This window comes from Nocardia amikacinitolerans NBRC 108937 (assembly GCF_001612615.1).
GTDB lineage: Bacteria > Actinomycetota > Actinomycetes > Mycobacteriales > Mycobacteriaceae > Nocardia > Nocardia amikacinitolerans.
Window position 1 is genome coordinate 101,622 of sequence record NZ_BDAU01000006.1, and the last position, 24,919, is coordinate 126,540.

Below are 24,919 nucleotides of genomic sequence, written 5' to 3' on the forward strand. Positions count from 1 at the left end.
ACATGCGCATGGAGCAGATGTACCAGGAAGTGATCCTGGACCACTACAAGCACCCGCACCACCGCGGGCTGCGGGAACCGTACGGCGCCGAAGTGCACCACGTGAACCCGACCTGCGGTGACGAGGTGACCCTGCGCGTGCAGCTGGACGACAACGGCGACGTCGCCGACGTCTCCTACGACGGTCAGGGCTGTTCGATCAGCCAGGCCGCCACCTCGATCCTCACCGATCAGGTGATCGGGCTGCCCGTGCAGCAGGCGCTGAAGGTCGTCGACGCCTACAACGAGATGATCTCCAGCCGCGGCACCGTCGAGGGCGACGAGGACATGATCGGCGACGGCATCGCGCTTGCCGGTGTTTCCAAGTACCCGGCGCGGGTCAAATGCGCACTGCTGGGCTGGATGGCGTTCAAGGACGCCGTGGTCCGGATAACCTCCGCGGAAGAGACCAAGCGCACGATGGGCAGCGCCCTGCCGAAGGATGGGAAACGTCATGAGTGAGTCACCGGCGACCGAAGCGGCCGAGCAGGTCGAACTCTCGGCCGAGGAGATCAAGCACCTCGAGGACATCGAGGAGGCGATGCGCGACGTCGTAGACCCCGAGTTGGGCATCAACGTCGTCGATCTCGGCTTGGTCTACGGCATCAAGGTCGAGAACGAGATCGCCAAGCTGGATATGACGCTGACCTCGGCGGCGTGCCCGCTCACCGATGTCATCGAGGACCAGTCGCGTAACGCCTTGGTACGCAGCGGTCTGGTCGAGGATCTCGAGATCAACTGGGTCTGGATGCCGCCGTGGGGTCCGGACAAGATCACCGAGGACGGCCGCGAGCAGCTGCGCGCCCTCGGCTTCACCGTATAAAAGCGCGACTTCGCCTTCGCCGCGGCCATGTGCGGCCGTTCGAAATCGGGCCCGGATCGTGTCGATCCGGGCCCGATTCGTTTCTCGCGCCAATGGCCGACTTTCGAATGTCGATGCCGTCGGCAATGATTGCGGTGGCTCCGATTCCGGGGCCGATCCGAACAGGAAGATAATTCGATGAGATTGATGGGTAAGGTCGGCTTCGCCGTCGCGGTGAGCAGCCTTGCGGTGGGGTCGGTGCTCGGTGCCGGCTCCGCGAACGCGGCGAGCCAGCACGCGGCGATCGCGGTGAACCCCAACAGTTTGGTGTACGGCGTGAGCGTCAACGAGGCGAGCACCGCCGACGCCGACGCCGCGGCGATCGCCGACTGCGGCACGGACGGTTGCGAGGTGGCTGCCTCGTGGGCGAACGGCTGCGGTGTGCTGATGGAGAGCAACGACGCCGCCGTCGTGGCGTCCGGCCCGACCAGGGCGGATGCCGAGCGCGCCGGTTACCAGCGGATCGCGGAGGTCACTCCGACGGCGCTGCTGGCCAACGTCGGCTCCGCCAACATGAGCGGCGTGCGTATCGTCGAGGTCGTCTGCACGGCCAACGCGCGCTGATCGGCCCTGATCGTCCCGAACGTCCAGATGCCCTGGGGGCGTTGACGTTCGTGATCCGCTGAACATCTGGACAATTCGGGCACGCTCGGCAAGGATCTCCCCGTTATCGCTTCTGAACGGGGAGATCCTGTTGTCTGTGTTGCGCAAGTCGGCCCTTGCCGTCGCCGTGTCCTCCACCGCCGCCCTCGGGGTCGTCGCCGCCGGTGCGGCCGACGCGGCGCCCAAGCTCTACGGCACGCTGGCGTTCTCGCCGAGCACCGGCCGGGTGGTTGCCACGATGGACCATCCCAGCCGCGTCCAGGCCGACGCCGCGGCCATCCGCGAGTGCAACGTCTACGACTGCGACCTGGTGCTGAACGTCGTCGACGGCTGCGGCGCCATCGCCCGCGGCGCCGACGGCCGATTCGGCTGGGCCGCAGCGGGTTCCCGCGAAGAGGCCGAGCGGATCGCGATGGCCTCGCTCGGCGAGAGCGCGCCGCCCTTCCCCGATCTCGGCAGTGCGTCTCCGCGTGCCGCTCAGGTCGCGGTGTCGGCCTGCACCAAGAACGTCGGGTGAGATTTCCGCCGGAGCTCGATTTCGGCGTCTCGAGCCTTGCTCGCGGCGAGCACCCCTCGGCGCCGATCCCTATTCGATGAAATGCGCAGGGCGAGTATTTCATTCGAAAAGCTCCGGCGTTTTGGACATTGCGGATTTCGTGGACGATGATCTGACCCGAATCGTTTCTTGAACGGGGAGGAATTCCAATGTCGTTGTCGCGCAGTATCTTCGTCGGCGTCATCGCCGCGGGCGCGGTGGTCGCCGGTGCGGGGCCCGCGGTCGCCGAGCAGGCGGAGCCGTGGGAGACCAGGATCGGTGATCTCTACGGCGCCATGGCCCTGTCGCGTAGCACCGGTGCCGTCTCCTACGCGGTGAACTACACCAGCCTCGCGGCGGCCGACGCCAACGCGATCGACGAGTGCGGCGCGCGCGACTGCCAGGTGGTCGTGCACTTCCGCAACGCCTGCGGCGCCGTGGCGCAGGGCGCCGACGGGCGCGTCGGCTGGGCGTGGGACACCACCAAGGGCGGGGCCGAGCGCGCCGCGATCCAGGTGCTCGGCCTGAGCGCGCCGCCGTTCCCCGACCTCGGCAGCGCCTCGCCGCGTCCGGCGAGCACGGTGCTCTCGGCCTGCACGTCCAACGTGGGCTGAGGCCCCGCCGCCCGCTTTGTGGCGAATTCTCCGGGATGTCGGTTGCCGAATCGTGATCTTGTTGACGATTATGGAGTGGTGCAGCTATCCGACGGCGTGATCGCGCTGCGACCGATCGCGGTGGCCGATGCCGAGGCGCATCTGGCCGCCGCGGGCCCTGGGCGGGCGCGCGGGCCCGGCGGCGCTCTCGGCTCGTTGGAGGACGTGCGAGCCCACTTCGAGAAGTGTGTGGCGAGCTGGGCCTCCGGGGGCCCCGAGCGGTTGTTCGCGATCACGGCCGACCACGGCGCGTCCCTGGTCGGCACCCTGGATATTCAGACCAGTCGGTTCTATTTGGCCGCGGGTCAGGCCGACCTGGTCTTCGAGATCTACCCGGCCTATCGCGGCCAGGGCCTGGCGACCAAGGCGGTGATCCTCGGTTGCCGGTACCTGGCAGCCAGCGGCTTGGCCGACGAAGTCGTGCTGCGGATCGATCCGGCGAGCTCCGCCGCGGTGGGCGTGGCCCGCCGGGCCAGGTTCCACTATCTGCGCAGCAGCGACGATCCCGCCGAGGGTCCGCTCGACTGGTACATCCAGGCGCTCTGACCGCTACCTGCGCAGCACCTTGCGCGCCAGCCAGTTGCCGAGGAACTGGATGCCCTGCACGCCGACGATGATGATCAGGGTGGCGACCACGGTGACCTGCCAGTCGAAGCGCTGGTACCCGTACACCAGGGCGAAATCGCCCAGTCCGCCGCCGCCCACGATGCCAGCCATCGCGGACATGTCGACGATCGCGATCACCACGAAGGTGTAGCCGAGAATCAGCGGGCCGAGCGCCTCCGGGACGAGCAGCGTCAGAATGATCCGCAGCGGTCCCGCCCCGACCGCACGCGCCGCCTCGATCACGCCGGGATCGACGGTCACCAGGTTCTGTTCCACGATCCGGGCGATCCCGAACGAGGCCGCCACGATCATCACGAAGGCGGCCGCCTCGGTGCCGATCGTGGTGCCGACCACCTCCAGCGTCACCGGTCCGAGCGCGGCGAGCAGGATGAGGAACGGGATCGGCCGCACGATGTTGACCAGCACGTTGAGCAGCACGTTGACCGGCGCGTTCGCCAGCAGGCCGCCCTTGCGCGTGGTGTACAGGGCGGTGCCGAGAAAGAGTCCGATCAGCCCGCCCACCACGAAGGTGATCAGCACGAGGTAGACGGTGGTGCCGATCGCCTCGGTCAGCATCGGCCGCAGTCTCTCCCAATCCGTGTGCACGGTCACCTCCGCTCGAGTTCGTCGATCACCTTCGCCACCGCGTCGTCCGCTCCGTGCAGGGCCAGCGTGACGCTGCCGAAGGTCTTGTCCTGCAATGTGCTGACCCCGCCGTACACCACCTCGAACCGCACGTCGGCGTGCGCCGCGAGCGTCAGCGCAGGGCCGAGCCCCCGCGCGTCGTCGACGTCGACGGTGACCAGCGTGCCGCCGTGGCGTTCGCGCAGCCGGGCCAGTTCGCCGGGATCGGGCCGGTTGCGCAGCACGGTGCCGACGAACGACTTTGTCGGCGTCGCCCGCGGCGCCGCGAAGACCTGGAAGGTCTCGGCCAGCTCGACGATCCGGCCCTCGGCGAGCACCGCGACCCGGTCGGCCACCGCGCGGATGACATCCATCTCGTGGGTGATCACCACGATGGTGACGCCGAGTTCGCGATTGACCTTCTTCAGCAGTCGCAGCACCTCGCCGGTGGTCTCCGGGTCCAGCGCCGAGGTGGCCTCGTCGGCCAGCAGCAGCGCGGGCGAAGTCGCCAGCGCTCGCGCGATGCCGACCCGCTGCTTCTGCCCGCCCGAGAGCTGATCCGGATAGCTGCGCGCCTTCTCCGAGAGGCCGACGAACTCGAGCAGTTCGGCGACCCGAGCCTTGCGCTCGGCCCGCCGCCACCCCGCGATCTTCAGCGGGTACTCGACGTTGCCCGCGACCGTGCGCGAGCGGAACAGGTTGAACTGCTGGAACACCATGCCGATATCGCGCCGGACACGCCGCACCCGGGACTCGGGCACGCCGGTGATCGGTGTGCCCGAGACAAGGACGGTGCCGCTCGTCGGCTTCTCCAGCGCGTTGATCAGGCGCACCAGCGTGCTCTTGCCCGCGCCGGAATAGCCGATGACGCCGAAGATCTCGCCGCGCTCGATCCGCAGGTCGATGCCGTCGAGCGCGACGTGGCGATCGGCGCCGCTACCGAAAACCTTGGTGACGCCACGGAATTCGACCGCGGCCGCGCGCTCGTCCGGCCTCGAGCTCACTTGCCGTCGCGGATGGTCTGCTGCACCCGCCGCAGGATCTGCTCCAGCTCCGCCGCGGGGCGGGTCACCTCGACCGCGGTGTTCTCGGTCGACTCCGCGTGCGCCGCTTGCACTTCCGGGTCCTTCCAGGCGTCGACCACCCGCTGGTAGAGCGGGTTGTCCTTGTCCGCGGCCCTGGTGACGACGACGTTGATGTACGGCTCGGCGGCCGGATTCCTCGGATCGTCCTTGTACAGTGCCGAATTCGGGTCGATGCCGGAGCGCTCCAGGAAGGTGTTGTTGATGATCGAGCCGTCCGTCGAGGCCAGCGACAGCGCCGTCTGCGCCGCGTCGACCGGCGTCACGGTGACCTTGGAGGCGGCCTTGTCGATGTCGGCGGGGGAGGGCTGGCGGCTGTCGCCGGACAGCTTCAGCAACCCGGCGGCCTGCAGCACGAACAGCGCCCTCGCCTGATTGGTCGGGTCGTTCGGGATGGCGATGCGGCCACCCTGCGGGATGTCGGCCAGCGACCGGTGCTTCTTCGAGTACAGCCCGAGCGGCACGATGTAGGTCGAGCCGATCGGGGTCAGCGTGTCGTTGTTGGCCACGTTGTACTGGCCGAGGAACTGCAGGTGCTGGAACAGGTTGACATCGATCTGTCCCTGCGCGAGCGCGAGGTTCGGTTGCTGGTAGTCGGAGAAGTTGGTGATCCGCAGGGTGATGCCCTGGTCTTTCGCCTTACGCTCGAAGACGTCCCAGACCTGATCCCGATCGGTGGTGCCGATGCGCACCACTGTGCCGGTGGACGCGTCGTCGGTGCCGCACGCGGTCAGGGTGAGGGCCGCGGTTGCTACCAGGACCGGGATCGCCAGTACCCGATGGAATTTCACTCGTGCTCCCGAATGCTTGTCGCGAGGTGGCGGAGCGGCGCGTTGCCGCCGTCCCGCCTTGTCTGAACCCGGCAATCCAAGCGGTGCGGCGCGGGGGCCGACAAGGATTTCGATAGTGGTGAGCGGAACCCTCGCACAAAGTTGGACAGTCGTCTAGTTTGACTGCCAACCGAACTTCGCGCGTCGAGGGCGGGCGGCGGACCGCCGTGAGGGGGCGGTCCGCATCGGCTGCGGGCTCCGCGCCCGTGCGCGGGCCCGGGATCGACACCTGCGGTTCGGCCGGAGGGTCGAAAGCGGGCCCCGAGCCGGAAACGTCCCCCTGAATCCGCAGGTCAGTGGCTTGTCGCGTGCAATCGGCCGCGAAAGAGCGCATTCTGTGTTATGGGTCGGGTGTTCGTAGTCATGACGTACTTCGGAACGGGAACTACGCATCATGTCCACGCCACACGGGCAAAAAACGCCGGGTAACCGAGCGTACCCGGCAGCATACGAACGGGCGCGGCGACAGTCGGACGGGTGTGCCACCCTGTCGCACCGGGACCGCCACGGGGTCTGGCGCGAGATTTCCCTCGATCACGGCGCGACCCGTATGACGATCGGCCGGTCGGAGTCCGCGGACATCATCGTGGCGGCCGACGCGACCGTTTCGCGTCTGCACGCCATCATCGAGCGAGTGGGCGGCTGCTGGATCGTGATCGACAACGGTCTCTCGATGAACGGGACCTTCGTCAACGGCGAGCGCGTCAGCGGATTTCGCAAGCTGGAGTCCGGCGATACGGTGCGCCTGGGGAAATCGGTGTTCGTCTTCACCGACGGCAGCCCGTCCGAAGACGAGAAGACGATCGTCCAGGTGCGGCTGCCGACCCGGAACTCGCTGACCGACGCTCAGTATTCGATTCTGGAGGCGCTGTGTCGCCCGTACGACTCCGAGACCGCGTTCACCTATCCCGCGTCGAACTGGCAGATCGCCCATGATCTGTGCCTGAGCGTCGCCACGGTCAAAACCCACATGCGGGCGTTGTTCAAGATTTTCGACGTCGAAGCCCTGCCGCCGAATCAGAAACGCGTGTTCCTGGTCGAACGTGCCATGGAGAGCGGCGTGATCGACTATCACGATCGGTAGCGGTTCGTTCGATCTTCGTTTACGTCCCTCGGCGCCGCGTGCGGAGCGGCGACTCCTTTCGGCGCGGTGGGAGGTCAGATCGGGCGGAAGCCCGCGCCGACGCCACCGCGCGCGTCGATGTCCTCGATGATGGCGGCCATGTTCCCGCCCAGCTGCGGTCCGAGGCACGGCACGTACAGGTAGCCGTTGACCATGCCGACCAGTGTCGTCCCGACCACGATCGGTGCGCCGGAGTCGCCGGGTAGGACACAGATCTGGGTCCACGCCCAGTTGTTGGTCTCGAACACATCGCCGTAGGCGAGTCCGCAGGTCTGGCCGGTGGTGTAGCCCTGCTTGCATGCGATGTCCGGGAACCGCGCCGGACCACCCAATTCGGTGATCGTCGTGTTGCCCACGCGATCGACGGGGATGACACTGTCCGCGTCGAACTCGATGACGGCGTAGTCCATCTCCGGGTTCGTGTAGGCGAACGTGCCGACGACGCCGGCGTCACGGTGTGCCTCCGCGACGACCGTGGTGCCCGCCGCATCGCAGTGAGCTGCGGTGAGACCGACCAGCCGACCTGCGGCGTCGTGCCCGATCGTAGTGAGCGTGCACACGCCCTGGTCGCCGATGACAATGCCGGAGCCGCCGCCGAGCACCGCCGGGTCCGCGGCCTGTGCGATGGCTGGCTGTGCCCCGGCTGACAGCGCGCCTGCCGCGAGTGCGAGAGCGGCCACTGCGAGTTTCCTGAACATTTGTCCATCCCATCGCTGGGGCCGCGATACTCCCGTGCGGCGCGAATGACGTCGGCACATTTCTCGCACAAGACCTATCGGCGCGACGGCATCAGGCCTTGTCGTTGTGTTCTCTCTGGCATCGAGTCTGGTTGGAGGTGCTTGTTCAAGCACTACTACTACACATCACCACCCGACGGGTGAGTGACGCGCGGCGTTTATGGCATTGTCGCGTTGCTGCTCAGGTCAGACCAAGCAGATGCCCGTACCGAACGGGAAGATCGGCGGCACGAAGCAGACCCACCACAGGAAGGGGTTCCACCACAGAAGGGCGGGCTCGACCTCCGCGGGTACTTGGTCGGAGGCAGGCGCCACCTGGACGGGCACAGGAGGTTCGACGGCCGGGGCCGAGGTAGCAACGCCTGAGCCGAGGGCGATCATCGGTGCGATCGCTACCGCTGCGACGGCTGCGCGCATTTTGGTTGATTTCATGATCTTTCCTTCAACTGAGCGCTTTCGGGACACCCCGGAAGGCGTCCCGGAATGACACAACCAACTCTCGTCGCAGAGGGCGCGAAAGATCTTCCTCCCGCGGGTTGGAAACACTCAGACCTCGGGTTGGACCGGTCCGCGTCGTCTGTGCCGCCACCCCGCGCTGGCGCCGACCGCGCAGGTGGCGCTGACGCTGCGCGCCGTCGGCGGCGACGATCCGATCATCGCGCCGAACCACGCCGTCGCGGTCGCCATGGCGGCCGGACTGCGAGCGGACCTGCGGCTGCTGTACGCGCGCGTTGCCCACCTGCCGAGCGGTCCGCTCCCCGGAATGCCTGTCGTACCGCATCGAGAGCCGGCCCGAACTCGAATCGACCGCGCCGCGCCGTTTTCCGGCCGTGTGCACCGAAGTTGCTTGTCCGGCAGTCGAGCTGCGAGTGATGGTTCCGGTAGGTATGATCCTCCGATGTGATCGAAACCTGTTTTGGTCGAACACTTTTCAACTGCCGCAAGTTTGCTGAGCGGCAGGCGTGGCACTGGACCGAACTCGGTTCGGCTGGTCTACGCAGCGGCTGAGTCCTTGCGGCACAGGGCGACCGGGGTTTTCGGGGTCGCCAGCGGATTGCCGACTCAGCTTCACCGGACCGCGTCGACGCGCGGCCGCTTCATCTACGCAGCTTGAAATCGTTCGTGCTCGAGTAGCTTTCATCGAAGAATTCGATTTGTAGGGGGTTTTGCTGTGACATCGACACCGAGAAATCCGACCGTGCGTCGGGTTGCGGATATCGCAGCCCGTGCGGACGGACGAGGCCGACGCCCGTGAGGCTGGATTCGGAGGCGTTCGCCGCCGATCCGCACGGTGCGTATTCCGCGCTCCGGAAGGAATACGGCCCGCTGGCTCCCGTCGAGCTGGCCGACGGGGTCGCCGCGACGTTGGTGCTCGGCTACCGTGAGGCGCTGCAGATTCTCGGCGACCCGGCGCGTTTCCCGACCGATCCCACGGATCTGTCGGCGAAGGCGGGATGGCCCGCACTGCCGCTGTCGCAGTGGCGGCCGAGCTCCGCGAGGGGCGAGGACCACACCCGCTACCGGCGGGCCTACATCGACTGTCTGGCTCGGGTCGACCTGCACGCGCTGCGCACCGACGTCATCGCCAACGCGGTACCGCTGATCAACTCGTTCTGCGGTGAAGGTGTCGCCGATCTGCTCAACGAGTACGCGGTACCGCTGACCGTGCGGGTGATGAACGCCCTGGTGGGTTTCCCGCCCGAGGCGGACGACGCCGCGTTCGCCGCGTTGACGCACCTGCGCGACGCCGCCGACGCGGCAGCGGCGGAGGCGGCTGCCGAGCAGTTGGCCGCGATCGTCCGCACGGCGCTGGCGGACAAACGTTCGCGGCCGGGCTCGGATGTGATGTCGGCATTGCTGACGCATCCGAGCCGGTTCAGCGACGCGGAGATCACCCGGACCGTCGGCATGATGTACGAGGGCGGCGCCGAGCCCACCTGGAACTTGATCGCCAACACGCTGCTCGAGATGACCAACGACGTCTCGTTCCGCGACGTCCTTCTCGGCGGATCCCTATCGACGAGAGACGCGATCGACGACGTGCTGTTCGGTGACCCGCCGATGCCCAACGGCTGCGTCGGCTACCCGCGTCAGCCGCAGATCATCGGCGCCACGATGCTCCCGCCGAATCAGCCGGTGATCACCAGCATGGCGGCATCCAACAACGACCCGACGATCAGCGGCGGCGATCGCACCGGCAACCGTTCGCATCTGGCGTGGGGAGCGGGACCGCATACGTGCCCGGACAAGGCTCAGGCGGTGGCCATGGTGATCGCCACCGAGGCGGTCGAACAGCTACTCGATGTCCTGCCGGAGATCGAGCTCGCCGAGCAGCCGCAATGGCGGCGCGGCGCTTTCCACCGCGCGTTGACAGCTCTACCGGTGACCTTTCCCAAAACCCCACCCCTGAATCTCTAAGGAGAAGCCGCGTGCAGCCGCAGCAGGCGCCACTTCGTGAGGGCGCCGAACCACGCCCCATCGAGTTGATCGGGCCACGAATCTCGCTCTACAGCCCCGAGTTCGCTCACGATCCGCACCGAGCCTACGAAGACATGCGTCGCCGTTACGGACCGCTGGTGCCGGTCGAGATCGACCCGGGCATTCCGGCGACCCTGGTCATCGGCTACTCGACCGCGGTGAAGATCCTCGGCGACGAAACGCGTTTCCCGGCCGACCCGCGGGCCTGGCAGAAGACCATCGATCCGGATTCGCCGATCCTGCCGATGGTGGAATGGCGGCCCAATGCGCTGCGCAATGTCGGTGCGACTCGTATTCGCTACCGGACGGCGACCAACGATGCTCTGGCCGGTGTGGATCTGCATTCGCTGCACGCGGTCGTCGAGCGGATCGCGGTTCCGCTGATCAACTCGTTCTGCCGGGCGGGCGAGGCCGATCTCATCAGCCAATACGCGCAACCGCTGGTGTTCAGCGTGCTCAACCACATCCTCGGGTGTCCGCCGGAGATCGGCGAGCGGGTGGCCGCGGCGTCGGCGGCCATGTTCGAGGGCGTGGACACGGCCACGGTCAACGCGATGCTCGACGACGCGCTGCTCGAGCTCGTCGAGCTCAAACGGGCCCATCCCGCCGAGGACGTCGCGACCCGACTCGTCCAGCATCCGGCCGACCTGGACGACAAGGAGCTGATCAACGCGCTGGTCACCTGCTACGCGGCGGGCATCGAACCGCAGCAGAACCTGATCGCCAACACGTTGCGGTTGATGCTCACCGACAGCCGTTGGGAGGCGGACAATCTCGGTTCGGCGCCGCTGACCCGTGCGGCGCTGGAGGAGATCCTGGCCACCGACCCGCCGCTGGCCAACTACTGCATCACCTACCCGCCCAACCCCGTCATGATCGCGGGGGCGTCACTGCCCGCGAACGAACCGGTGATCATCAGCATGGCGGCGTGCAGCAACGACCCGGCGATGAACAACGGCCAATACTTCGGCCACGGAGCGGCGTGGAGTTTGGGCTGGGGCGGTCCGAGCCCGCACCAATGTCCGCGACAGGCGCAGGCATCCGCGTTCCAGATCGCCCAGGACGCCATCGACCAGCTCCTGGACGCACTTCCGGAATTGGGGCTGGCGGTCCCGGCGCAGGACCTGGTGTGGCGTCCAGGTCCGTTCCATCGAGCGCTGGCAGCCCTGCCGGTCGCCTTCCCCAAGATGCCGCCACTGAATGTCGGGTGAGGCATATGAACTGAGGTTGACCAGATGAGATCGAGCCGAGCGCCGTGCGGCGCTCGGCTCGGCAGGCGTTCCATTTTCGTTCCGCCCGCGACCGCGCCTCCGCGCTCGACGCAGTGGACAATCGCGCGGTCGTCGGCAGTCCCAAGGGTGAGGCAATGACCAGAGCTGAACTTCCCGTCGACCTATCCTCCGAATCCCTTCTGGAGCTCGATGATTCGGGCTCGACCGTCCGAGCGTTGGGGGAGGTGATCTTCGGCGCGCACACCGACCTGCACCTTCGAGTCCGTGACATCGTCGCCGGCCTCGGGGATCTCCCGCGGTCCGGCCTGACCTTCGCCCAGCAGACCAAGGCCGCGCCCGATCTGCTGCGCGCGGTCATCGCGGCCCTTGGCCGCCCCGCCAGCGATATCGCGACCGACACGCAGCTGCGCGGCGCGCTGTGCGACTGGGCTCAGGTCGCCGCACCACGGCTGCTGCTGGTGCTGACCGGCCACTTCGACCTCGCGATCGGCGCGATCCTCGCCCACGGAAACGGCTCGCCCTACCAGCAGGAATGTCTGGCGGACCTGGATTCCGGCGCCGCGATGGGAGTGCTCGCGCTGACCGAACTGGGCGGCACGAACGGGGCCGACCAACAGACCATCGCCGAGTGGGACACCGTCTCCAAGGGGTTCTGGCTGACCACGCCGTCACCGGAAGCCGCGAAGTTCATGCCGAACGTCGGTGACGACGGGGTGCCGAAGACCGTCGTGGTCACCGCCCGGCTGATGATCGAGGGCCGCGACGAGGGTGTGCTGCCGTTTCTGTTGCGGATGCGCACCTCCGACGGGCTCGCGGCCGGCGTGGAGGTGGTCACCCTGCCGGACAAAGCGTCCGCGCCGATGGATCACGCGATGCTGCGATTCGATCGGGTGTGGCTCCCGCGCGAAGCGCTGTTGGGGGGTGAGTGGGCGCGGTTCGACGAGGACGGTCGGTTTCACTGCGTGCTCCCGCCGCGCCGCCGTTTCCATCGCGCGATCGCCGTCCTGGACAACGGACGCCTCGACTTGGCGACCGCGGCCATCGCCAGTGCCCGCGCTGGCCTGTCCGGACTGGTGAACTACAGCCGCCAGCGACGTCCGGGATCCGGCACGAGGATGTCCGACCGCGACGCGGTGCGGCGGGACCTGGTGTCGGCCTTGGTGTCGGTGTACGCGACGAGCGCACTGGGACAACAGATCCGGGACATGCGCGCGACCGCTGACGAACCCGACCAGAGGCTGTGGTCGGCGCTGGCCAAACCGTTGCTGACCCACGCCGCCGACAACGCGCTGAGGATCTGCCGCCAGCGCGCCGCGGCGCAGGGCGCCTTGCGCGTCAACCACCTGGTGGATTGGCTCGGCAATCTGGAAGCGATCATCACCGCCGAGGGGGAGAACCAGATCCTGCTGGTCATGGCCGGGCTATCCCCGGGCTTGACCGAACTTCGACTACCGAACACGCCCGCACAGCTTCCGTGGTACCTCGATCTGCTCGTCGATCGTGAACACGCGCTGGCCGCCGCGGTGGAAGACGGCCGCTACCGATCCGCAGGTGTCGTCCTCGGTCGGGACTCGGCGGCGATCGAGCTGGCCGCCACCACCGGAGATCGGCTCGCGACGACCGCACTCGTCATCGCCGCCGCTCGAACGGTCGACCCGGCCGCTCGCCGACTGATCGAGTCGACCGCCGCGGCGTACGCGCTCGGACGCGTCGACGCCCACGGTGCGTGGTACGCCGCCCGCGGCTCGATGTCGTCGGAGCTCGCCGCGCGCGTCGAAACCCAGTTGCAGCGGCACTACGCCGAGCTGGCGGGCCATCTGCCGGGCATGGTGGAAGCCTTCGCCATTCCGGCACTGCCCGGCCCGATCTTCGCCACCGACAACATCGGCGGGTCGAGGAAGATCGGCGACAGACCGGCCGCCTACGTCGAACGATGGATGGAGTACGCCGGTTGGACCGGTCGCTGGTCCTAGCCGCAGGAGATCGAACCGCGGTCGCCACCGGTGGTCGCGACCGCGGTGTAGATCCCGGCGTGTCCGTTCGAGCGCGAATCGCGGTCCGCTACTCCGGGATACGCTCGGCGTACTCCGCCTCGAGCCGAGCGAGCTTGGGCCAGAACGGTTCCGGCGTGCTGCCCGCCAGCCGGGTGACCAGCAGATCGAGGTGGCTGTGCCAGCCGCCGGAGACGCTGAGCAGGGCGCCGCGATCGGGCAGCTTGCGGTGGGTGAGTTCCAGGCGAACCTGTTCGCCGACCTGCTCCAGCGTGAACGTCACCTCGGACCCGTCGCCCCAGGTGAACGACAGCAGTCGCGGCGGCTCCCAGGCAAGGACCTCGCCGCGCATCCGGTGCTCGCCCGCGTACTGCGGCGGCGCCGGATCGTCGGCGCCGGTGAGTTCGGAATTGCGCCAGATCAGTTCGACCTCGCCGCCCGCCGCCCGCGCCATCTCGCCGTCCGCCAGCCAGGTGCGCCGCAGTTCGGCGTCGGTCAGGTACCGCCACACCCGCTCGATGGGGCCTGGCAGCAGTCGTTCCATGCGCACCGCGCCGGGTTCGGTCACCGTGCCGTAGCCGGAAATCTGTTGTGCCGTCATGTTTCATCCTCGGTTCGGAGTAGTTCTTCGAGCCTGTCGAGTCGCTCGGTCCAGAAGCGCTCGTAGAAGCGCATCCACTCGGCGCCGTCCCGGATCGGCCGCGCGTCGAGGCGGCAGACATGAACCCGGCCGCGCACCGTCCGCCGCACCAACCCCGCGCGCTCGAGCACCTGAATGTGCTTGGACGCCCCGGCCAGTGTCATCGCGTACGGCTCGGCCAACTCGCCAACACTGTGCGCCCCGTCGGCCAGCCTGCGCAGCATGGCGCGGCGTGTGGGGTGCGACAGCGCGTGGAACAGCGCGTCCAGCCGGTCGGATTCTTGTTCAACCACATGGTTGAGTATGCGCTCGACGCGCTGCAATCGTCAACCATTTGGTTGAATTAGTTCGTCCACGCCGCGCGGGGAGCACGCCGACCAATGAGCCCAGGACGATGTCCTTGTCGGTAACTCCTGAAGGCTGGCGCCGCAGCGGATGCCGGGTTCTAGCTTGTGTCGCAACACGGTTGATCATGAAGGGCGTGTTGGCGAGGATGCGTGGGAGCGTGTCGAGCGGCACCGCGAAATCCGCCCCCTGGGCTGAGATACGACTGCGCCCCGGTGCCATCGATTGTGTCGGTGACATCCGGGGCGCGGAAGGGTAGATCAGCCGATGTCCGGGTGGCCGACCCACTCGACAATCGTCCAGCCCTTCTGCGGGCTGCCCTCGAGGACGACGCGGCCGCCGTTGCGCATCGGATCGCTGCTGAGTTTGCCCTTGTCGGCGTTGTCGGCGTTCATCATGGACCAGAACATGATGGTGCCGCCGTGCGAGAAGATCACCGGGTTGGTGCATTTGCGGCTCTGCACATCGAGCAGTGCCTGATCGACGCGGCCGTCGAACTCGTTGCCGTCGATGGAGCCTGGAATCCGTGCGGTGAGGTCGCCGGAGAGCCACTTGATCGGCGCCTGCAGGTACCCGGACAGAGAATCGCGCTCCGGGGTGCCCTCGTACTGGCCTGCCTCGATCTCCCGGAAACCGGGCTGAATGGTGAGGCTCAGGTCCTGCTTGGCGACGGTCGGTGCCGCGGTCTGCTCGGTACGCACCATGTTGGACGCGAAGGCGCAGTCGTAGTTCTTGTCGGCCAGCTGGATAGCGAGGTTGTCTGCCTGTGTCCGGCCACGTGCGGTCAGGTCGGGTCCGGGCACCTTGGTATCGATCAGGCCGGAGGCGTTACCGGCGGACTCGGCATGGCGCACCAGGGTGATGACCATTTTGCCGGAGCTGCTGCCGGAGCTTCCGAAGTCGATATCGGCGGACGCGACGCCGGTGATAGCGGTTGTGGCCGCGACCGCGGTCGCTGCCACCGCAATGGAAATTCGAAGAGATCGGATTCGCATAGGGGGGAATGCCTTTCATCGTGGCGAATGCCACTTCAGGTATGCCGATGAACCGGAACTTGGGGGTGTCGCGTCTCACAGAAGCAGCTATTCGCGCGGATCGACTACGAGGCATCTCATTCATCGGGATCCTTCGCGTACCGTACTGCGCGCAGGCGCTACCACCGGTAGCGGGCGAGGGATGAGCACGCGAAGATCCTTGTTCGGGTTGAGAACCGGAGCGATTCGGTCCACCTGGATGGCATCCCCAAGCTCGCCTGCGGATAGGCGGTTCAGGCATAGGGCCTCGTCGCGTTCGACTCGTTGAGTGGCACCTACGGCTTGGCCGACGAGGTGGTCGGTGGTCCGGCCGGGACTCCGGTGTCCGGCAGTCCCGCGTAGTCGGGTAGTTCGATCCCGTTGATCGCGCGCTCGACCAACTCGGCGAACCACTCTGCGGTGAAATCGGGGCCCGGCTCGGCATCGGAGCCGGGGACCTCGCGGCTGCGCGCGTTCAATTGGGCGATCTCCTGGTTGGCCTCGACGAACGAGCGCATCCGTGCCTCGTAGCGGGCGAAACCGGTCTCTGGATTCCATTCGGCAGCGGCCAGCTCGCCGGCAAGCACGTAGGCGCCGACCAGGGCCAGCCCGGTGCCCTGGCCCGACATCGGGGAGGAGCTGAACGCCGCGTCGCCGAGCAACCCCACCCGCCCCGCCGAACCATCGTCCGGATCGATTGCTTCTGCTCCGACCCACCACTGCCGGTGCATCCAGAGGTATCGACGACGGATCCGCCAATAATTCATCGGTGCACCCCAGACCGTGTCGATGAGTTGGCGTTCATGCGTCGGTATTTCGTCTGCTGGACTCTAGCCGCAGCTCGTTCTGGGCAGCGCCGGCCCTCCGGGCCCGGTGCTCGCGGAACGGCTTCCGGCCGCAGCGCACCGAAAGGTGTGCGCCTCGACTGGTCTTGCCAAGTTCTCTTGGTGGGGATAGGACTATCGGCGTGGTCGATCAACAGAACTTCGCCCGTTCCGTCATGGCGGTGTCCTCCGCGGTAGTCGCCGTGTGCGCGGTGGCGGTGACCGTGAAGGTGATGAGCACCGATCTGGGCCCGGTCGAACAGCCGCGGGTGCTGGACCAGGCGGCGTTGGAGCAGCAGGTGGCGAACATGCTGCAGGGCGTGGGAGACGAGCCGGCGGGCCGGGTGAGCTGCCCCGGGTCCGTCGTGGTCGAGGTGGGCAACCAGTTCGAATGCGAGGTCCGGAGATACCTCCACTTCGAGGATGTGATTGTCAAGATTGTCAGCGACCAGGGCGAGATCACGGTGGACCGTTCGTAGATCCTGGACCCAGGGTTCGGCGGTGCGCCGGCTCGCTCGCCCTACGAGTCGGCTCGCGGCGGCCGTTGGTCATCGGGGTTGTCCGGGTCGGGGTCGCCGAACCACCGCGACGGCGCGTGCTGCCCGTATGCGTCGTGCCAGTCCCACCATTCGTAGGGCGGGGTCTGCGGGTAGCCCTCCGGTGAGTCCTCCCACTGCTCTTGGCGGCCCAGCGCGGTCATATCGAGGTAGCTCCACGTGGTACCCAGCGCCTCGTCGCCGCGGTCGTGGATGAAATAGGTGCGGAATACATGGTCGTCGCCGTCGCGGATGAATGCGTTGGTGCCGTGCCATTCGTCCACGCCGAAGTCGGCGTCGAAGTCGTCGGTAATCGTGTACCACGGCATATCCCACCCCATCCGCGCCTTCAACCTCTCGATGTCCGCCTGCGGCGCGCGGGAGGCGTACACGAGTGTGGTGTCGCGGGCGTTCAGGTGGGCGAGGTTGGGGACATGATCGGCCATCATGGAGCAGCCGCGGCAGGCGTGGTCGGGCCAGCCGTCCACGCCCGGCTCGAAGAAGGCGCGGTAGACGATCAGCTGACGCCGACCCCGGAACAGGTCGAGCAAGCTGGCCTTGCCCTCGGGTCCCTCGAACACGTAATCCTTGTCCACGGCCTGCCACGGCATACGCCGTCGCAAGGCGGCCAGCGCGTCGCGTGCGCGGGTCAGCTCCTTCTCCTTCACGAGCAGCTGCTGCCACGCTGTCTCCCATTCCTGTGGCGTGACGATCGGCGGTGTGTTCATGGCGATGACCTTCCTTTCGGTTTCGGTCGTTCAGGCTTGATCGGGTGCGGTGCGGACCAATCGGTCTCGTTGCCAACGCGTTGTTCGGCGATCGGGGCGAGCCATTTCGGCCGCCGGACGAGTCTCTACCGGTAGAGGTGCCCATCTCCGCAACATCGAGACCCAGCAGTACGACCGTGCCGGTACAGGAGGATTTCATCGAGCAGGCGGCGCCGTTCCGTGCCGAACCGATCGCGCACTGTTATCGCATGCTTGGTTCGAAGGAGTGCTCCGGCGAATGACGGGCCGCGCGATCGGCGGGCCGACGCGTGGCAAGTGGCGGAATTAGGGCTGCCCACTCGGACCCCGGTCGCGCTGGCCTCGGCACTGCCGCTCGCCGGGCTCGGGCGGGATTCCGCGCCCTGGAGTAGGTACGCGCCTGCTGGCGTTTATCGGTCGCCGTCGACGAATGGGGGTGCGGCCGGCTAGGTGGCGGCCCGGTATCGCTCGGGGGTGTCGGGCAGTCCGACGAGATCGGCCATGAGTGTCATGTGGTGGGTGAAGTACTCCGCGCGAGCCTCGATGGTGCCGTCGAGGCGGCCGAAGATCTCGAAGTTGATCAGGCCGAAAAGCTGTGTCCAGCCGGCGAATACGCGGTCGAGGACGTCCTCCGGGAGGTTGCCGGTCAGCTGTTCGGTCTGTATGCGCCGCTCGATCAGGGCGCGCAGGTCGGTGCGGACGGGGGTGGGGAGCGGGGTAGACGCCGGTGGGGGATCGATGTGTCCGGCGGCGGCTGCCTCGGTGGTGATATCGGAGAGCAGGAGTACCACGACCGAGGCCGGGCCGATGGTGTCGGCCGGGGCCTTGTAGCCGGGGACCGGGCTGCCGTACAGCAGGCCGTATTCGGCGGGGTGGGCAAGGGCCCAGTCGCGGACGGCGGTGCAGGCCGCGAGCCAGCGGCCGCGGTAGTCGTCGTCGGGCGGCGCCGCGGCGGCGGAAGCGGCTGCCGCGCCGAGGGATTCGTAGCCCTCGAGGATGAGGGTGGTGAGGAGATCGTCTCGGCTGGGGAAGTAGCGGTAGAGCGCCGAGGCGACGATGCCCAGATCGCGGGCGACGCCGCGGAGCGAGAGGTCGGCCCCGTCCGTTGCCAGGCGTCGGCGGGCGGCGGCCTTGATCTCCTCGATCATTTCCGTGCGGACGCGGGCGCGCAGTGAGGGGGCGGACATGAGACCAGTGTAGAGAACGCGTGACCGATCCAAGAACGATCGATGCTTTCGAGAACACTGTTCTTGACAGCGTCCGACCTCCGGGCCTAGTGTCGAAGCAAGCGAGAACGCTGTTCTCGAAGTGGAACACCTGAATGGATCGAGGACCCTCATGTCCCTGCACGTCGTCATCGGAGCCGGACCCGTCGGGTCGGCCACCGCTCAACTCCTGGCAGCGCGAGGCGACGACGTTCGTCTCCTCACCCGCAGCGGATCGGGGCCGGAGCATCCACGCATCGCACGCATCCCCCTCGACGCCGCCGACGCCTCGGCCCTCGCGGTGCACTGCGCGGAAGCGACCGCCATCCACCAGTGCGCTGGCCTCCCGTACACGCGCTGGGCCACCGGTTTCCCCCCGCTGATCGACGCCGCGATCAGCGCAGCAGAAGCCTCCGGCGCGGTCCTGCTCACCGTCGGAAACCTGTACGGCTACGGGGAATTCGAAGGTTCGGTCGACGAATCACATCCGTTGCGCCCCAACTCCGCGAAGGGTCGCGTACGTGCCGATCTCTGGAACAAGGCCTTGTCCGCGCACCAGGAGGGGCGTATTCGTACGGCGGAGGTGCGCGGCTCCGATTACCTGGGAGCCGGTGCCAACTCGACATTCACGGCCACGGTCCTGCCCGCCGTCGCCGCGGGCAAGGTGGCCATGTTCCCCGGCGACCCGGACGTCCCGCACAGCTGGACCGCCATCGACGACGTGGCCCGTACCCTCGTCGCGCTGGCCGATGACGAATCCACCTGGGGCAGGGCGTGGCACGTGCCCACCCCCGCCCCGATATCGGTCCGCTCCCTGGCGGAGCTGACCGCCACTCTCGCGGGCGCGGCCCCGGCGCGGGTCCGCCGCATGCCGTCGGCGCTGCTGTGGGCGGCCGGGCTCGTCAACGCCGACGCCCGCGAAATCCGGGAATTGCGTTACCAATTCGACCGCCCCTTCGTCTTGAACTCGTCGGCGGCGACCGAGAAACTCGGCATCGAGCCCACACCGACCCGCCTGGCGCTGGAGGCCACCCTCCGCGCGCGGAACTGACGACCGGATCACCGCGATCGACCGGGTGGCACCGTACCCGTCCGCCAGTGGTGTTCCACGGCAGGCAAGGGTCTGGCGTGCCCGGGCTGCTGGTCGTCAGTGGCCGCCGGTGCTACGCGGTGAACAGGGCGACAAGCAATATCGCGACGCTCACCAGCAGTATCGATGTCGTCAGCCGGGCGACGCGCGCCCTGCGACGTCGCGGCACCGCCCACGGCAACGCGGCGGCGGTGACCGTCGCGGCAGGGATCGCGAGCACCGTGCCGAATATCAAACCGTAGCCATGCGGATCCTCGGCCGGGTCGGAGGACAACCGCGACTCCAGCACCATGACCACGCTCAGCGCCCAGAGCAACCCCGCCGCGACGGCGACGCCGCCCGCTCCGATCGCCGCCGCCCGCCGCAACCACCTCCGGCCGCGCTGCCTGTTGTCGTGATCGTTCATCTCCCCCGCTGCGCGGTCACGGTGGCGAAGTACATGTGGTGTCCTCCCTCCCGACACCATCACACCAGAACCCGCTCACGCACGCATCCGACCGCGAGGGCTCGGAACATTGGGCTAGGGCGTCGTTTTGGTGATGTCGGTGAATGGCCAGGTGCCTTTGTAGTAGTCCTCCGTCGGCCCGTAGAGTCGAAAGAGGACCAGAAATCCTTGGCCGGGAACGGTTTTTATCCAGTTGTTCGTCGATCCTTGTTTCGGGGCGGAGGGGCCGAAGAAGACATCGATGGAGCCATCGGGGTTCGCGACAAGGTCTTTCAGCGACGAGACCGAGGGTTTGCGCTGGTCGGTGGCGATGAAACTGAAGTCTTCCGCGTCGTAAACCGAGGCCGACCAATAGGCCTCGACCGGGGGGTTCGGTGGCACTCGCAGGACATAGTGCTCGGAGCCATCGAGGTAGTTCCCTTCGGCGTCGCGGAAACTGGTGAGGTAGACGCCTCCGGTGCCCACCGGCGGCTTCGCGGCGGGGTCCAGGAACTTCTGCATCGCGAAACCGAACCGGAACAGTGCTGCCCGCTCGTCGATTTCGGTGAGCGCGCCGCGCTCTTGCGAGTAGTGGCGCATCCCGGTCGGGTTGCGCCACTGGGTTTTCGGGTAGGGCGTTCGCCGATCCGGATCCGGGTTGAACTCGAGGTTGGCGACCATCTTGCGGCCGGTATCTGCCGCGCGGACGAGGATCTGTTCCAGATGACTGTCGGGCTGGAACGGCTTGCCCGGTTCGATGCCGAGTGAGGCGAGCATGCCGAGCATGACGCGGTCGCGTTCCTGGGTCACCTCGGTGGCGACCATGGACGCGAGCAGGTCGAAGTAGTCCATACCTTTGGGGGTGAGGCCGTCGTAGTCGCTGGTGCCCATCAGGTGATAGTTCGGGGCGGGCGGCTGTGCTGCCGCGGCATAGGGGTAGAGGTTGGTGTGCTTCAAACGTTCGGCCGCGGGAGCGATGGGATCACCCGGCTTACGCACCGCACGCAGGAAGAGCATGCCGGTGTTCGTCTGAGAGGTTCGGACGTGGTAGCCGGCGTCCGGTACCGGCCCGGCGTATCCGGGTGGAACGATCAGATACCGCCCGCCGACCCCCGCGTCAGGGCCGGTGCCGCCGACATCCTCGATCGGCCGCTGCCATGCGTCCAGGAGCACCCCGTATTGACCGCTGGGTGGGATCTCGACGACCAGGGGCCCGGTGTGGGAAAGATCGAAGTAGGCGAAGGAGTAGACGACGTCGTCGTTGCCGGTCTGGAGTTTTTGGTTGACTTGCTGGAGTCGATCGAAGATGAACGTCTGCAGCGGCGCGATGCCGAGTTGCTGGGCGCCTTGTCGCATCGCGGCCAGGCCGACCAACGGTTGTGCCCAGATGTAGGCCTGGACGGCGCGCTGGTAGGTGAGTTCGTCGGTGAGACGACGGCTGGTGTCGTCGCTGGGATAGTTCGTGCCGTCCATGGTGAACGGTGGGGCGGTCGATGGGACGACGGGCTGCCCGCAGCCTGCGGCAGCCAACACCGTGACGGCGCCGATCGTTGCGCACACCGCGGCAAGCCGGTGTGTCGGGATGAATCGCATGACATTCCAATCAATGGGATCTGTTGTGGCGCATCAGGTTCAGTCGCTACCGACGACCTGCGGCATCGGGTAGCTGCCGTCGAGCAGGCCGGAGGTCGGGCCGTAGAACCGGGCGGCCAACTGGAAGGTGTCGCCCGCCGGGGTGGGCAGCCAGTTGCGCAGCTGATCCGGGTCGGTCGGCGGGTCGGGTTGCAAGTAGAAGGTCAGTTTTCCGTCCGCGACGGCGTACTGGCCGGCCGCGAGCTGGCCGCTTGTGACGCTGTAGCGATGGGCGGGATTGGCGATGAAGTAGCCGGCGGAATCGTAGACGGGAAGCTCCCAGAACTCGGTGACCGGCGGCAGATTCGCCATATCGAAGGTCAGGGTGTACCGATTGTCGCCATCCAACGTCCGGCCGCGACTGTCGTCGAAAAGGAAGGCGATCGTATGTGATTCGTACGGCACCGGCGTTCCCCAGGCGACATCGTCGGCGCCCGCTTTCGCGACGTAGTCCAGATCGTCGAAGAACAGGCTCGACTGGAGCCGCCATCCGTTCATGTCGACCTGACCGGCCGCGAACGCGCGCTTGGCGTTCTCCCTCGCCTGTCGAAAACCCTTGTCCAACTGGGCTACTTGCGCCTCGGTGAGCTTGCTCGGGTCGAATGTCTCGCCGACGCGGAGTCCGAGCGACGCCAACCGATCCAGGGTTTGGTTTTCCTTCACCGAATCGGTGCGTTTGGTGATGCTGGGATCGTTGAGCGCCAGGCTCAGCAAGTGCAGGTAGTCGACCGCTGTCATCGACTTGCCGATATCGGCGATCTCCGACATCCGCGGAAAGGTCGGGTAATTCGCCTTGACCACCGGCTGCTGGTCCAGCGGCGGTACCCGGCCACCGTTGGCCGACCAGAGGTTCAATGGGACCGCACCCACTCCGGTCACGATGGACCGCGCCGTGGTGAGATCGGCGTCGGTGCGCGAGGTCACCTCGACGCGGGTCGCGAGCACGAACGAATTCGACGTCGCCCGAATCACATTCGTGCCCGCGAACCCCGGCGGCAGTTGTCCGCGCCACTCCGGGCCGACGATGAGGTACCGCTGGGGAACGTTCGCGCTGAACTGCGATCCGGCGGCGAAGAACCAGTTCGCGTTGTGATCGCCGAGCTGGACGCTCCAATAGCGATCGTCGGGCACCGACGGGGTCTCGAGCACCACGGGTTCGTCGGAGACATCGAAGAATCCGCCGCTGTAGAGCGTCGAGGCGTTGACCGTGGTGGCGAAGCGCATGGTCGCGTCGTAGAGCTTCAGGTCCGGCTTCAGCCGGTTCAGGCCGCGGTAGGCCGGTTGCCCTTCCTGCTGGCTGAACACGTACCGCAGCTCGTAGAACCCCGCGATGTTCAGACCCCAGTAGAAGGCCTCCTCGGAAAGCTGCGCGATTCGGTCCTCCGACAGCGTGGGGTCGATCGGCCCGTCGGCGCTGTCCGCGGTGGGCGTGCATCCGAGCAGCGCGAGCATAGCCGTGACAAAGACGCCTGAGACGACGTTGCGTATCAATATGTTTCGCATTTCAGTTCCTTGGTGCCAATTTAAGTCAAACTGACTTAACGACTGTGTACGGCAAAAGTCCCTTTTCCTTCGATCGAATCAAGAAGAACAGGCGACCGCGGCCGCGGCACCGGAGATCAACGTCTCCACGGCGCGTCGAGCCGCCGTCGAATCCGCTTCGCCCAGTTCGAGGCGCTCTTCCAGATCGGCGAGTACCGAGGTGACGATCCGATTCATCTGGTGGAAGCGTTCCGCTCGCTCGGCGTCGGGCAGATCCGTCAGCAGGTCATCGAGCAGGTGATACACCCGGACGGCGCCGCTGACATGTTCGTCGTCGAATTCCTCGGGCAGCCTGCGCATCTCGGTGAGGTGTCGATTGAGAAACCGCGCGTAGGCCGTCCTACCGCCTGCCGCGACGACGGCGTCGCCGAGGGGCCGAATGAACGCATCGACCAGTGTGCGCACGGTGTGTTCGGTGTGGTTGTCCAGCAAGCTGTTGCGTTGCGTGTTCAATGGCATCATCCGCAAGTCGTACAGCGCCCACAGCAGCGCCTTCTTGTTCTTGAAGTGATATTGCACCGCCGAATTGTTCCGCTGCCCGGCCGCGGCGGATATCTCCCGCATCGAGACGTGGGAAACCCCGCGCTCCGCGAAGAGTCGTTCGGCTGCCAGCAGGATCCGCCGCTGAGCATCCGAAAACTCGAGCCTTCCCGAGGCTTCCCGCATGGCAACCCTTTCCCGGTAATGCGCCCTGTCTTAACCGATGGGGCACATCGTAGTGGCGGGATGGCAGCGGCACCGCGGCCGGGGATCGCGCTACTTCGGCTGCGGTGCCGGGCGGAACGGTTCGTTGATCGTGGTCTGGTACTGCACGAATGCCGCGATGGCCACGGGCGCGGCGACCATGATCGACCCTGCCATCATGCCGAGCGGTGCGAGCGCTCCGGCGCCGATGAGGCACCCGGCGAGCGGACCCGCGCCGAACAATGTCGCCAACGGGCCGGTCAACGCCGCGCCTGCCGCGCCGCCGAGCAGGCATCCGATCAGACCGGAGCCGACCGCCCCGACGATGGCCCCGACCGCCGCGCCCATGGTGACGGTCTGCGTCATCCGATTCCAGGCCGCCTGCTCCCGTTCATACGGCGTCCGCCAGGGCGCGCTGTCCTGGAACGGCAGCGCGACCGGCGCGTACCGGGCCCGGGCCGGATCGAGCACCGGCGTCAGCGACGCAGAGTTGCCCTCGATCGCGACGTCGACCGGGAAGGCGATGTCATCGATGTTCACCTCCAACGGGACGCCTGCGAGAATTCGTCCGTCGTTCGACCGGATCTGGAACTGGCCGTTGTCGACGACGAGTCGCCCGGAATCCACGGTGACGACGGCGGCGTTTCCGTCCTTGTAGGCCGTGTAGCGGACGCCGGGGGCGACATTCACTTCAAGGGCGCCCGATTCGGCCGGAACGCCGGTCGTTCCCATTGGTTCGGCATTGGCCGTTGGCCCGGCGAAAGCCAAGGCGGCTACCGCGACTCCCGCTGAGGCGGCGAGCTTTCGGATGTGCACAATATTCTCCTCATCAGGTGGATTCACC

The 24,919-nt window shown here is 67.0% G+C and carries 28 protein-coding genes; 12 read left to right on the forward strand and 16 right to left on the reverse strand.

Annotated elements, in window-relative coordinates:
* Nucleotides 1-2: 2 nt before the first annotated feature.
* The 6 genes from sufU (at nucleotide 3) to NAM01S_RS05940 (ending at nucleotide 3,237) form a co-directional block, all read left to right on the forward strand.
* Nucleotides 3-500 carry a Fe-S cluster assembly sulfur transfer protein SufU gene (sufU, locus tag NAM01S_RS05915; protein WP_067780490.1) on the forward strand — a complete coding sequence of 166 codons (498 nt, stop codon included), beginning with the start codon at nucleotides 3-5 and terminating at the stop codon, nucleotides 498-500.
* The gene (locus NAM01S_RS05920) at nucleotides 493-861 is read left to right on the forward strand and encodes a metal-sulfur cluster assembly factor (protein WP_067780494.1); all 369 of its coding nucleotides are present in this window, start codon (nucleotides 493-495) and stop codon (nucleotides 859-861) included. Before sufU ends, NAM01S_RS05920 begins: the two co-directional genes overlap by 8 nt.
* 177 nt (nucleotides 862-1,038) lie before the next feature.
* A complete protein-coding gene (locus NAM01S_RS05925) occupies nucleotides 1,039-1,464 on the forward strand; it encodes a DUF4189 domain-containing protein (protein WP_067780496.1) in 426 nt (141 codons plus the stop codon).
* Nucleotides 1,465-1,600: 136 nt separating this feature from the next.
* Nucleotides 1,601-2,020: a DUF4189 domain-containing protein gene (locus NAM01S_RS05930; RefSeq protein ID WP_253798248.1), complete on the forward strand. Its 420-nt coding sequence runs from the start codon at nucleotides 1,601-1,603 to the stop codon at nucleotides 2,018-2,020.
* 188 nt (nucleotides 2,021-2,208) lie between these two features.
* Nucleotides 2,209-2,652 carry a DUF4189 domain-containing protein gene (locus tag NAM01S_RS05935; RefSeq protein WP_067780500.1) on the forward strand — a complete coding sequence of 148 codons (444 nt, stop codon included), beginning with the start codon at nucleotides 2,209-2,211 and terminating at the stop codon, nucleotides 2,650-2,652.
* A gap of 75 nt (nucleotides 2,653-2,727) precedes the next feature.
* Nucleotides 2,728-3,237: a GNAT family N-acetyltransferase gene (locus NAM01S_RS05940; RefSeq protein WP_253798246.1), complete on the forward strand. Its 510-nt coding sequence runs from the start codon at nucleotides 2,728-2,730 to the stop codon at nucleotides 3,235-3,237.
* Between the two features lie 3 nt (nucleotides 3,238-3,240).
* Here NAM01S_RS05940 and NAM01S_RS05945 read toward each other — a convergent pair whose 3' ends face one another.
* Genes NAM01S_RS05945 through NAM01S_RS05955 form a run of 3 tightly spaced genes read right to left on the reverse strand, consistent with a single transcriptional unit; the run spans nucleotide 3,241 to nucleotide 5,794 of the window.
* Nucleotides 3,241-3,903 carry a methionine ABC transporter permease gene (locus NAM01S_RS05945; protein ID WP_067780786.1) on the reverse strand — a complete coding sequence of 221 codons (663 nt, stop codon included), beginning with the start codon at nucleotides 3,901-3,903 and terminating at the stop codon, nucleotides 3,241-3,243.
* Nucleotides 3,904-3,905: 2 nt separating this feature from the next.
* Complete coding sequence (locus tag NAM01S_RS05950; protein WP_067780502.1) at nucleotides 3,906-4,925, reverse strand: methionine ABC transporter ATP-binding protein; 1,020 nt, start codon at nucleotides 4,923-4,925, stop codon at nucleotides 3,906-3,908.
* A complete protein-coding gene (locus tag NAM01S_RS05955) occupies nucleotides 4,922-5,794 on the reverse strand; it encodes a MetQ/NlpA family ABC transporter substrate-binding protein (RefSeq protein ID WP_067780504.1) in 873 nt (290 codons plus the stop codon). Before NAM01S_RS05955 ends, NAM01S_RS05950 begins: the two co-directional genes overlap by 4 nt.
* Nucleotides 5,795-6,383: 589 nt before the next feature.
* Here NAM01S_RS05955 and NAM01S_RS05960 point away from each other — a divergent pair.
* Entirely contained in the window at nucleotides 6,384-6,917 is a 534-nt protein-coding gene (locus NAM01S_RS05960; protein WP_245909974.1) for an FHA domain-containing protein, read from the forward strand.
* A 74-nt stretch (nucleotides 6,918-6,991) separates the two neighbouring features.
* Here the strand turns inward: NAM01S_RS05960 and NAM01S_RS05965 are convergent, their stop codons facing one another.
* Nucleotides 6,992-7,654, reverse strand: coding sequence for a chymotrypsin family serine protease (locus tag NAM01S_RS05965; protein WP_067780505.1), 663 nt, complete (start codon nucleotides 7,652-7,654; stop codon nucleotides 6,992-6,994).
* 225 nt (nucleotides 7,655-7,879) lie between these two features.
* Nucleotides 7,880-8,125 (reverse strand): hypothetical protein, encoded by a 246-nt coding sequence (locus NAM01S_RS05970; protein WP_143861373.1) that lies wholly within the window; start codon nucleotides 8,123-8,125, stop codon nucleotides 7,880-7,882.
* A gap of 819 nt (nucleotides 8,126-8,944) precedes the next feature.
* Here NAM01S_RS05970 and NAM01S_RS05975 point away from each other — a divergent pair.
* From NAM01S_RS05975 to NAM01S_RS05985, 3 genes are all read left to right on the forward strand, one after another.
* Nucleotides 8,945-10,111: a cytochrome P450 family protein gene (locus NAM01S_RS05975; RefSeq protein ID WP_067780511.1), complete on the forward strand. Its 1,167-nt coding sequence runs from the start codon at nucleotides 8,945-8,947 to the stop codon at nucleotides 10,109-10,111.
* 11 nt (nucleotides 10,112-10,122) lie between these two features.
* Nucleotides 10,123-11,382: a cytochrome P450 family protein gene (locus NAM01S_RS05980; protein ID WP_067780513.1), complete on the forward strand. Its 1,260-nt coding sequence runs from the start codon at nucleotides 10,123-10,125 to the stop codon at nucleotides 11,380-11,382.
* Nucleotides 11,383-11,537: 155 nt separating this feature from the next.
* Nucleotides 11,538-13,376 (forward strand): acyl-CoA dehydrogenase family protein, encoded by a 1,839-nt coding sequence (locus tag NAM01S_RS05985; protein WP_157107608.1) that lies wholly within the window; start codon nucleotides 11,538-11,540, stop codon nucleotides 13,374-13,376.
* Between the two features lie 88 nt (nucleotides 13,377-13,464).
* Here NAM01S_RS05985 and NAM01S_RS05990 read toward each other — a convergent pair whose 3' ends face one another.
* The 4 genes from NAM01S_RS05990 to NAM01S_RS06005 all read right to left on the reverse strand — a co-directional run bounded on the left by NAM01S_RS05990 (nucleotide 13,465) and on the right by NAM01S_RS06005 (nucleotide 16,159).
* Nucleotides 13,465-13,995, reverse strand: coding sequence for an SRPBCC family protein (locus tag NAM01S_RS05990; protein WP_067780526.1), 531 nt, complete (start codon nucleotides 13,993-13,995; stop codon nucleotides 13,465-13,467).
* A complete protein-coding gene (locus NAM01S_RS05995; RefSeq protein ID WP_253798243.1) occupies nucleotides 13,992-14,357 on the reverse strand; it encodes an ArsR/SmtB family transcription factor in 366 nt (121 codons plus the stop codon). Before NAM01S_RS05995 ends, NAM01S_RS05990 begins: the two co-directional genes overlap by 4 nt.
* A gap of 282 nt (nucleotides 14,358-14,639) precedes the next feature.
* Nucleotides 14,640-15,341, reverse strand: coding sequence for a histidine phosphatase family protein (locus tag NAM01S_RS06000; RefSeq protein WP_253798240.1), 702 nt, complete (start codon nucleotides 15,339-15,341; stop codon nucleotides 14,640-14,642).
* Nucleotides 15,342-15,688: 347 nt separating this feature from the next.
* Nucleotides 15,689-16,159, reverse strand: coding sequence for an FAD-dependent monooxygenase (locus NAM01S_RS06005; RefSeq protein ID WP_218018344.1), 471 nt, complete (start codon nucleotides 16,157-16,159; stop codon nucleotides 15,689-15,691).
* Nucleotides 16,160-16,359: 200 nt separating this feature from the next.
* On the opposite strand from NAM01S_RS06005, the gene NAM01S_RS06010 reads away from it, so the two are divergent.
* Nucleotides 16,360-16,695, forward strand: a complete 336-nt coding sequence (locus tag NAM01S_RS06010; RefSeq protein WP_067780534.1) for a DUF4333 domain-containing protein — start codon at nucleotides 16,360-16,362, stop codon at nucleotides 16,693-16,695.
* Between the two features lie 41 nt (nucleotides 16,696-16,736).
* Here NAM01S_RS06010 and NAM01S_RS06015 read toward each other — a convergent pair whose 3' ends face one another.
* Together NAM01S_RS06015 and NAM01S_RS06020 are read right to left on the reverse strand one after the other, a co-directional pair.
* Nucleotides 16,737-17,480, reverse strand: a complete 744-nt coding sequence (locus tag NAM01S_RS06015) for a DUF899 domain-containing protein (RefSeq protein ID WP_067780537.1) — start codon at nucleotides 17,478-17,480, stop codon at nucleotides 16,737-16,739.
* A 464-nt stretch (nucleotides 17,481-17,944) separates the two neighbouring features.
* Nucleotides 17,945-18,685, reverse strand: coding sequence for a TetR/AcrR family transcriptional regulator (locus NAM01S_RS06020; protein WP_067780540.1), 741 nt, complete (start codon nucleotides 18,683-18,685; stop codon nucleotides 17,945-17,947).
* A 151-nt stretch (nucleotides 18,686-18,836) separates the two neighbouring features.
* On the opposite strand from NAM01S_RS06020, the gene NAM01S_RS06025 reads away from it, so the two are divergent.
* Nucleotides 18,837-19,754 (forward strand): NAD-dependent epimerase/dehydratase family protein, encoded by a 918-nt coding sequence (locus tag NAM01S_RS06025; protein ID WP_067780543.1) that lies wholly within the window; start codon nucleotides 18,837-18,839, stop codon nucleotides 19,752-19,754.
* Between the two features lie 112 nt (nucleotides 19,755-19,866).
* Here the strand turns inward: NAM01S_RS06025 and NAM01S_RS06030 are convergent, their stop codons facing one another.
* The 5 genes from NAM01S_RS06030 to NAM01S_RS06050 all read right to left on the reverse strand — a co-directional run bounded on the left by NAM01S_RS06030 (nucleotide 19,867) and on the right by NAM01S_RS06050 (nucleotide 24,891).
* Nucleotides 19,867-20,199 carry a hypothetical protein gene (locus NAM01S_RS06030; RefSeq protein WP_084482533.1) on the reverse strand — a complete coding sequence of 111 codons (333 nt, stop codon included), beginning with the start codon at nucleotides 20,197-20,199 and terminating at the stop codon, nucleotides 19,867-19,869.
* 114 nt (nucleotides 20,200-20,313) lie between these two features.
* Nucleotides 20,314-21,810 carry a DUF1254 domain-containing protein gene (locus NAM01S_RS06035; protein ID WP_084482534.1) on the reverse strand — a complete coding sequence of 499 codons (1,497 nt, stop codon included), beginning with the start codon at nucleotides 21,808-21,810 and terminating at the stop codon, nucleotides 20,314-20,316.
* Between the two features lie 39 nt (nucleotides 21,811-21,849).
* On the reverse strand, nucleotides 21,850-23,352 hold the full coding sequence (locus NAM01S_RS06040) for a DUF1214 domain-containing protein (RefSeq protein WP_067780547.1): 1,503 nt from the start codon (nucleotides 23,350-23,352) through the stop codon (nucleotides 21,850-21,852).
* A 78-nt stretch (nucleotides 23,353-23,430) separates the two neighbouring features.
* On the reverse strand, nucleotides 23,431-24,057 hold the full coding sequence (locus NAM01S_RS06045) for a TetR/AcrR family transcriptional regulator (protein ID WP_067780553.1): 627 nt from the start codon (nucleotides 24,055-24,057) through the stop codon (nucleotides 23,431-23,433).
* 90 nt (nucleotides 24,058-24,147) lie between these two features.
* Nucleotides 24,148-24,891 carry a DUF8020 domain-containing protein gene (locus NAM01S_RS06050; RefSeq protein WP_067780555.1) on the reverse strand — a complete coding sequence of 248 codons (744 nt, stop codon included), beginning with the start codon at nucleotides 24,889-24,891 and terminating at the stop codon, nucleotides 24,148-24,150.
* Nucleotides 24,892-24,919: the final 28 nt, after the last annotated feature.

Excerpts from the sequence above, each read along its gene's own strand:
- sufU (WP_067780490.1), top strand. The coding sequence starts at position 3 with ATGCGCATGGAGCAGATGTACCAGGAAGTGATCCTGGACCACTACAAG.
- NAM01S_RS05920 (WP_067780494.1), top strand. The coding sequence starts at position 493 with ATGAGTGAGTCACCGGCGACCGAAGCGGCCGAGCAGGTCGAACTCTCG.
- NAM01S_RS05925 (WP_067780496.1), top strand. The coding sequence starts at position 1,039 with ATGAGATTGATGGGTAAGGTCGGCTTCGCCGTCGCGGTGAGCAGCCTT.
- NAM01S_RS05935 (WP_067780500.1), top strand. The coding sequence starts at position 2,209 with ATGTCGTTGTCGCGCAGTATCTTCGTCGGCGTCATCGCCGCGGGCGCG.
- NAM01S_RS05960 (WP_245909974.1), top strand. The coding sequence starts at position 6,384 with ATGACGATCGGCCGGTCGGAGTCCGCGGACATCATCGTGGCGGCCGAC.
- NAM01S_RS05965 (WP_067780505.1), bottom strand. The coding sequence starts at position 7,654 with ATGTTCAGGAAACTCGCAGTGGCCGCTCTCGCACTCGCGGCAGGCGCG.
- NAM01S_RS05970 (WP_143861373.1), bottom strand. The coding sequence starts at position 8,125 with ATGAAATCAACCAAAATGCGCGCAGCCGTCGCAGCGGTAGCGATCGCA.
- NAM01S_RS05985 (WP_157107608.1), top strand. The coding sequence starts at position 11,538 with ATGACCAGAGCTGAACTTCCCGTCGACCTATCCTCCGAATCCCTTCTG.
- NAM01S_RS05990 (WP_067780526.1), bottom strand. The coding sequence starts at position 13,995 with ATGACGGCACAACAGATTTCCGGCTACGGCACGGTGACCGAACCCGGC.
- NAM01S_RS06005 (WP_218018344.1), bottom strand. The coding sequence starts at position 16,159 with ATGAATTATTGGCGGATCCGTCGTCGATACCTCTGGATGCACCGGCAG.
- NAM01S_RS06015 (WP_067780537.1), bottom strand. The coding sequence starts at position 17,480 with ATGAACACACCGCCGATCGTCACGCCACAGGAATGGGAGACAGCGTGG.
- NAM01S_RS06020 (WP_067780540.1), bottom strand. The coding sequence starts at position 18,685 with ATGTCCGCCCCCTCACTGCGCGCCCGCGTCCGCACGGAAATGATCGAG.
- NAM01S_RS06025 (WP_067780543.1), top strand. The coding sequence starts at position 18,837 with ATGTCCCTGCACGTCGTCATCGGAGCCGGACCCGTCGGGTCGGCCACC.
- NAM01S_RS06030 (WP_084482533.1), bottom strand. The coding sequence starts at position 20,199 with ATGAACGATCACGACAACAGGCAGCGCGGCCGGAGGTGGTTGCGGCGG.
- NAM01S_RS06035 (WP_084482534.1), bottom strand. The coding sequence starts at position 21,810 with ATGCGATTCATCCCGACACACCGGCTTGCCGCGGTGTGCGCAACGATC.
- NAM01S_RS06040 (WP_067780547.1), bottom strand. The coding sequence starts at position 23,352 with ATGCGAAACATATTGATACGCAACGTCGTCTCAGGCGTCTTTGTCACG.
- NAM01S_RS06045 (WP_067780553.1), bottom strand. The coding sequence starts at position 24,057 with ATGCGGGAAGCCTCGGGAAGGCTCGAGTTTTCGGATGCTCAGCGGCGG.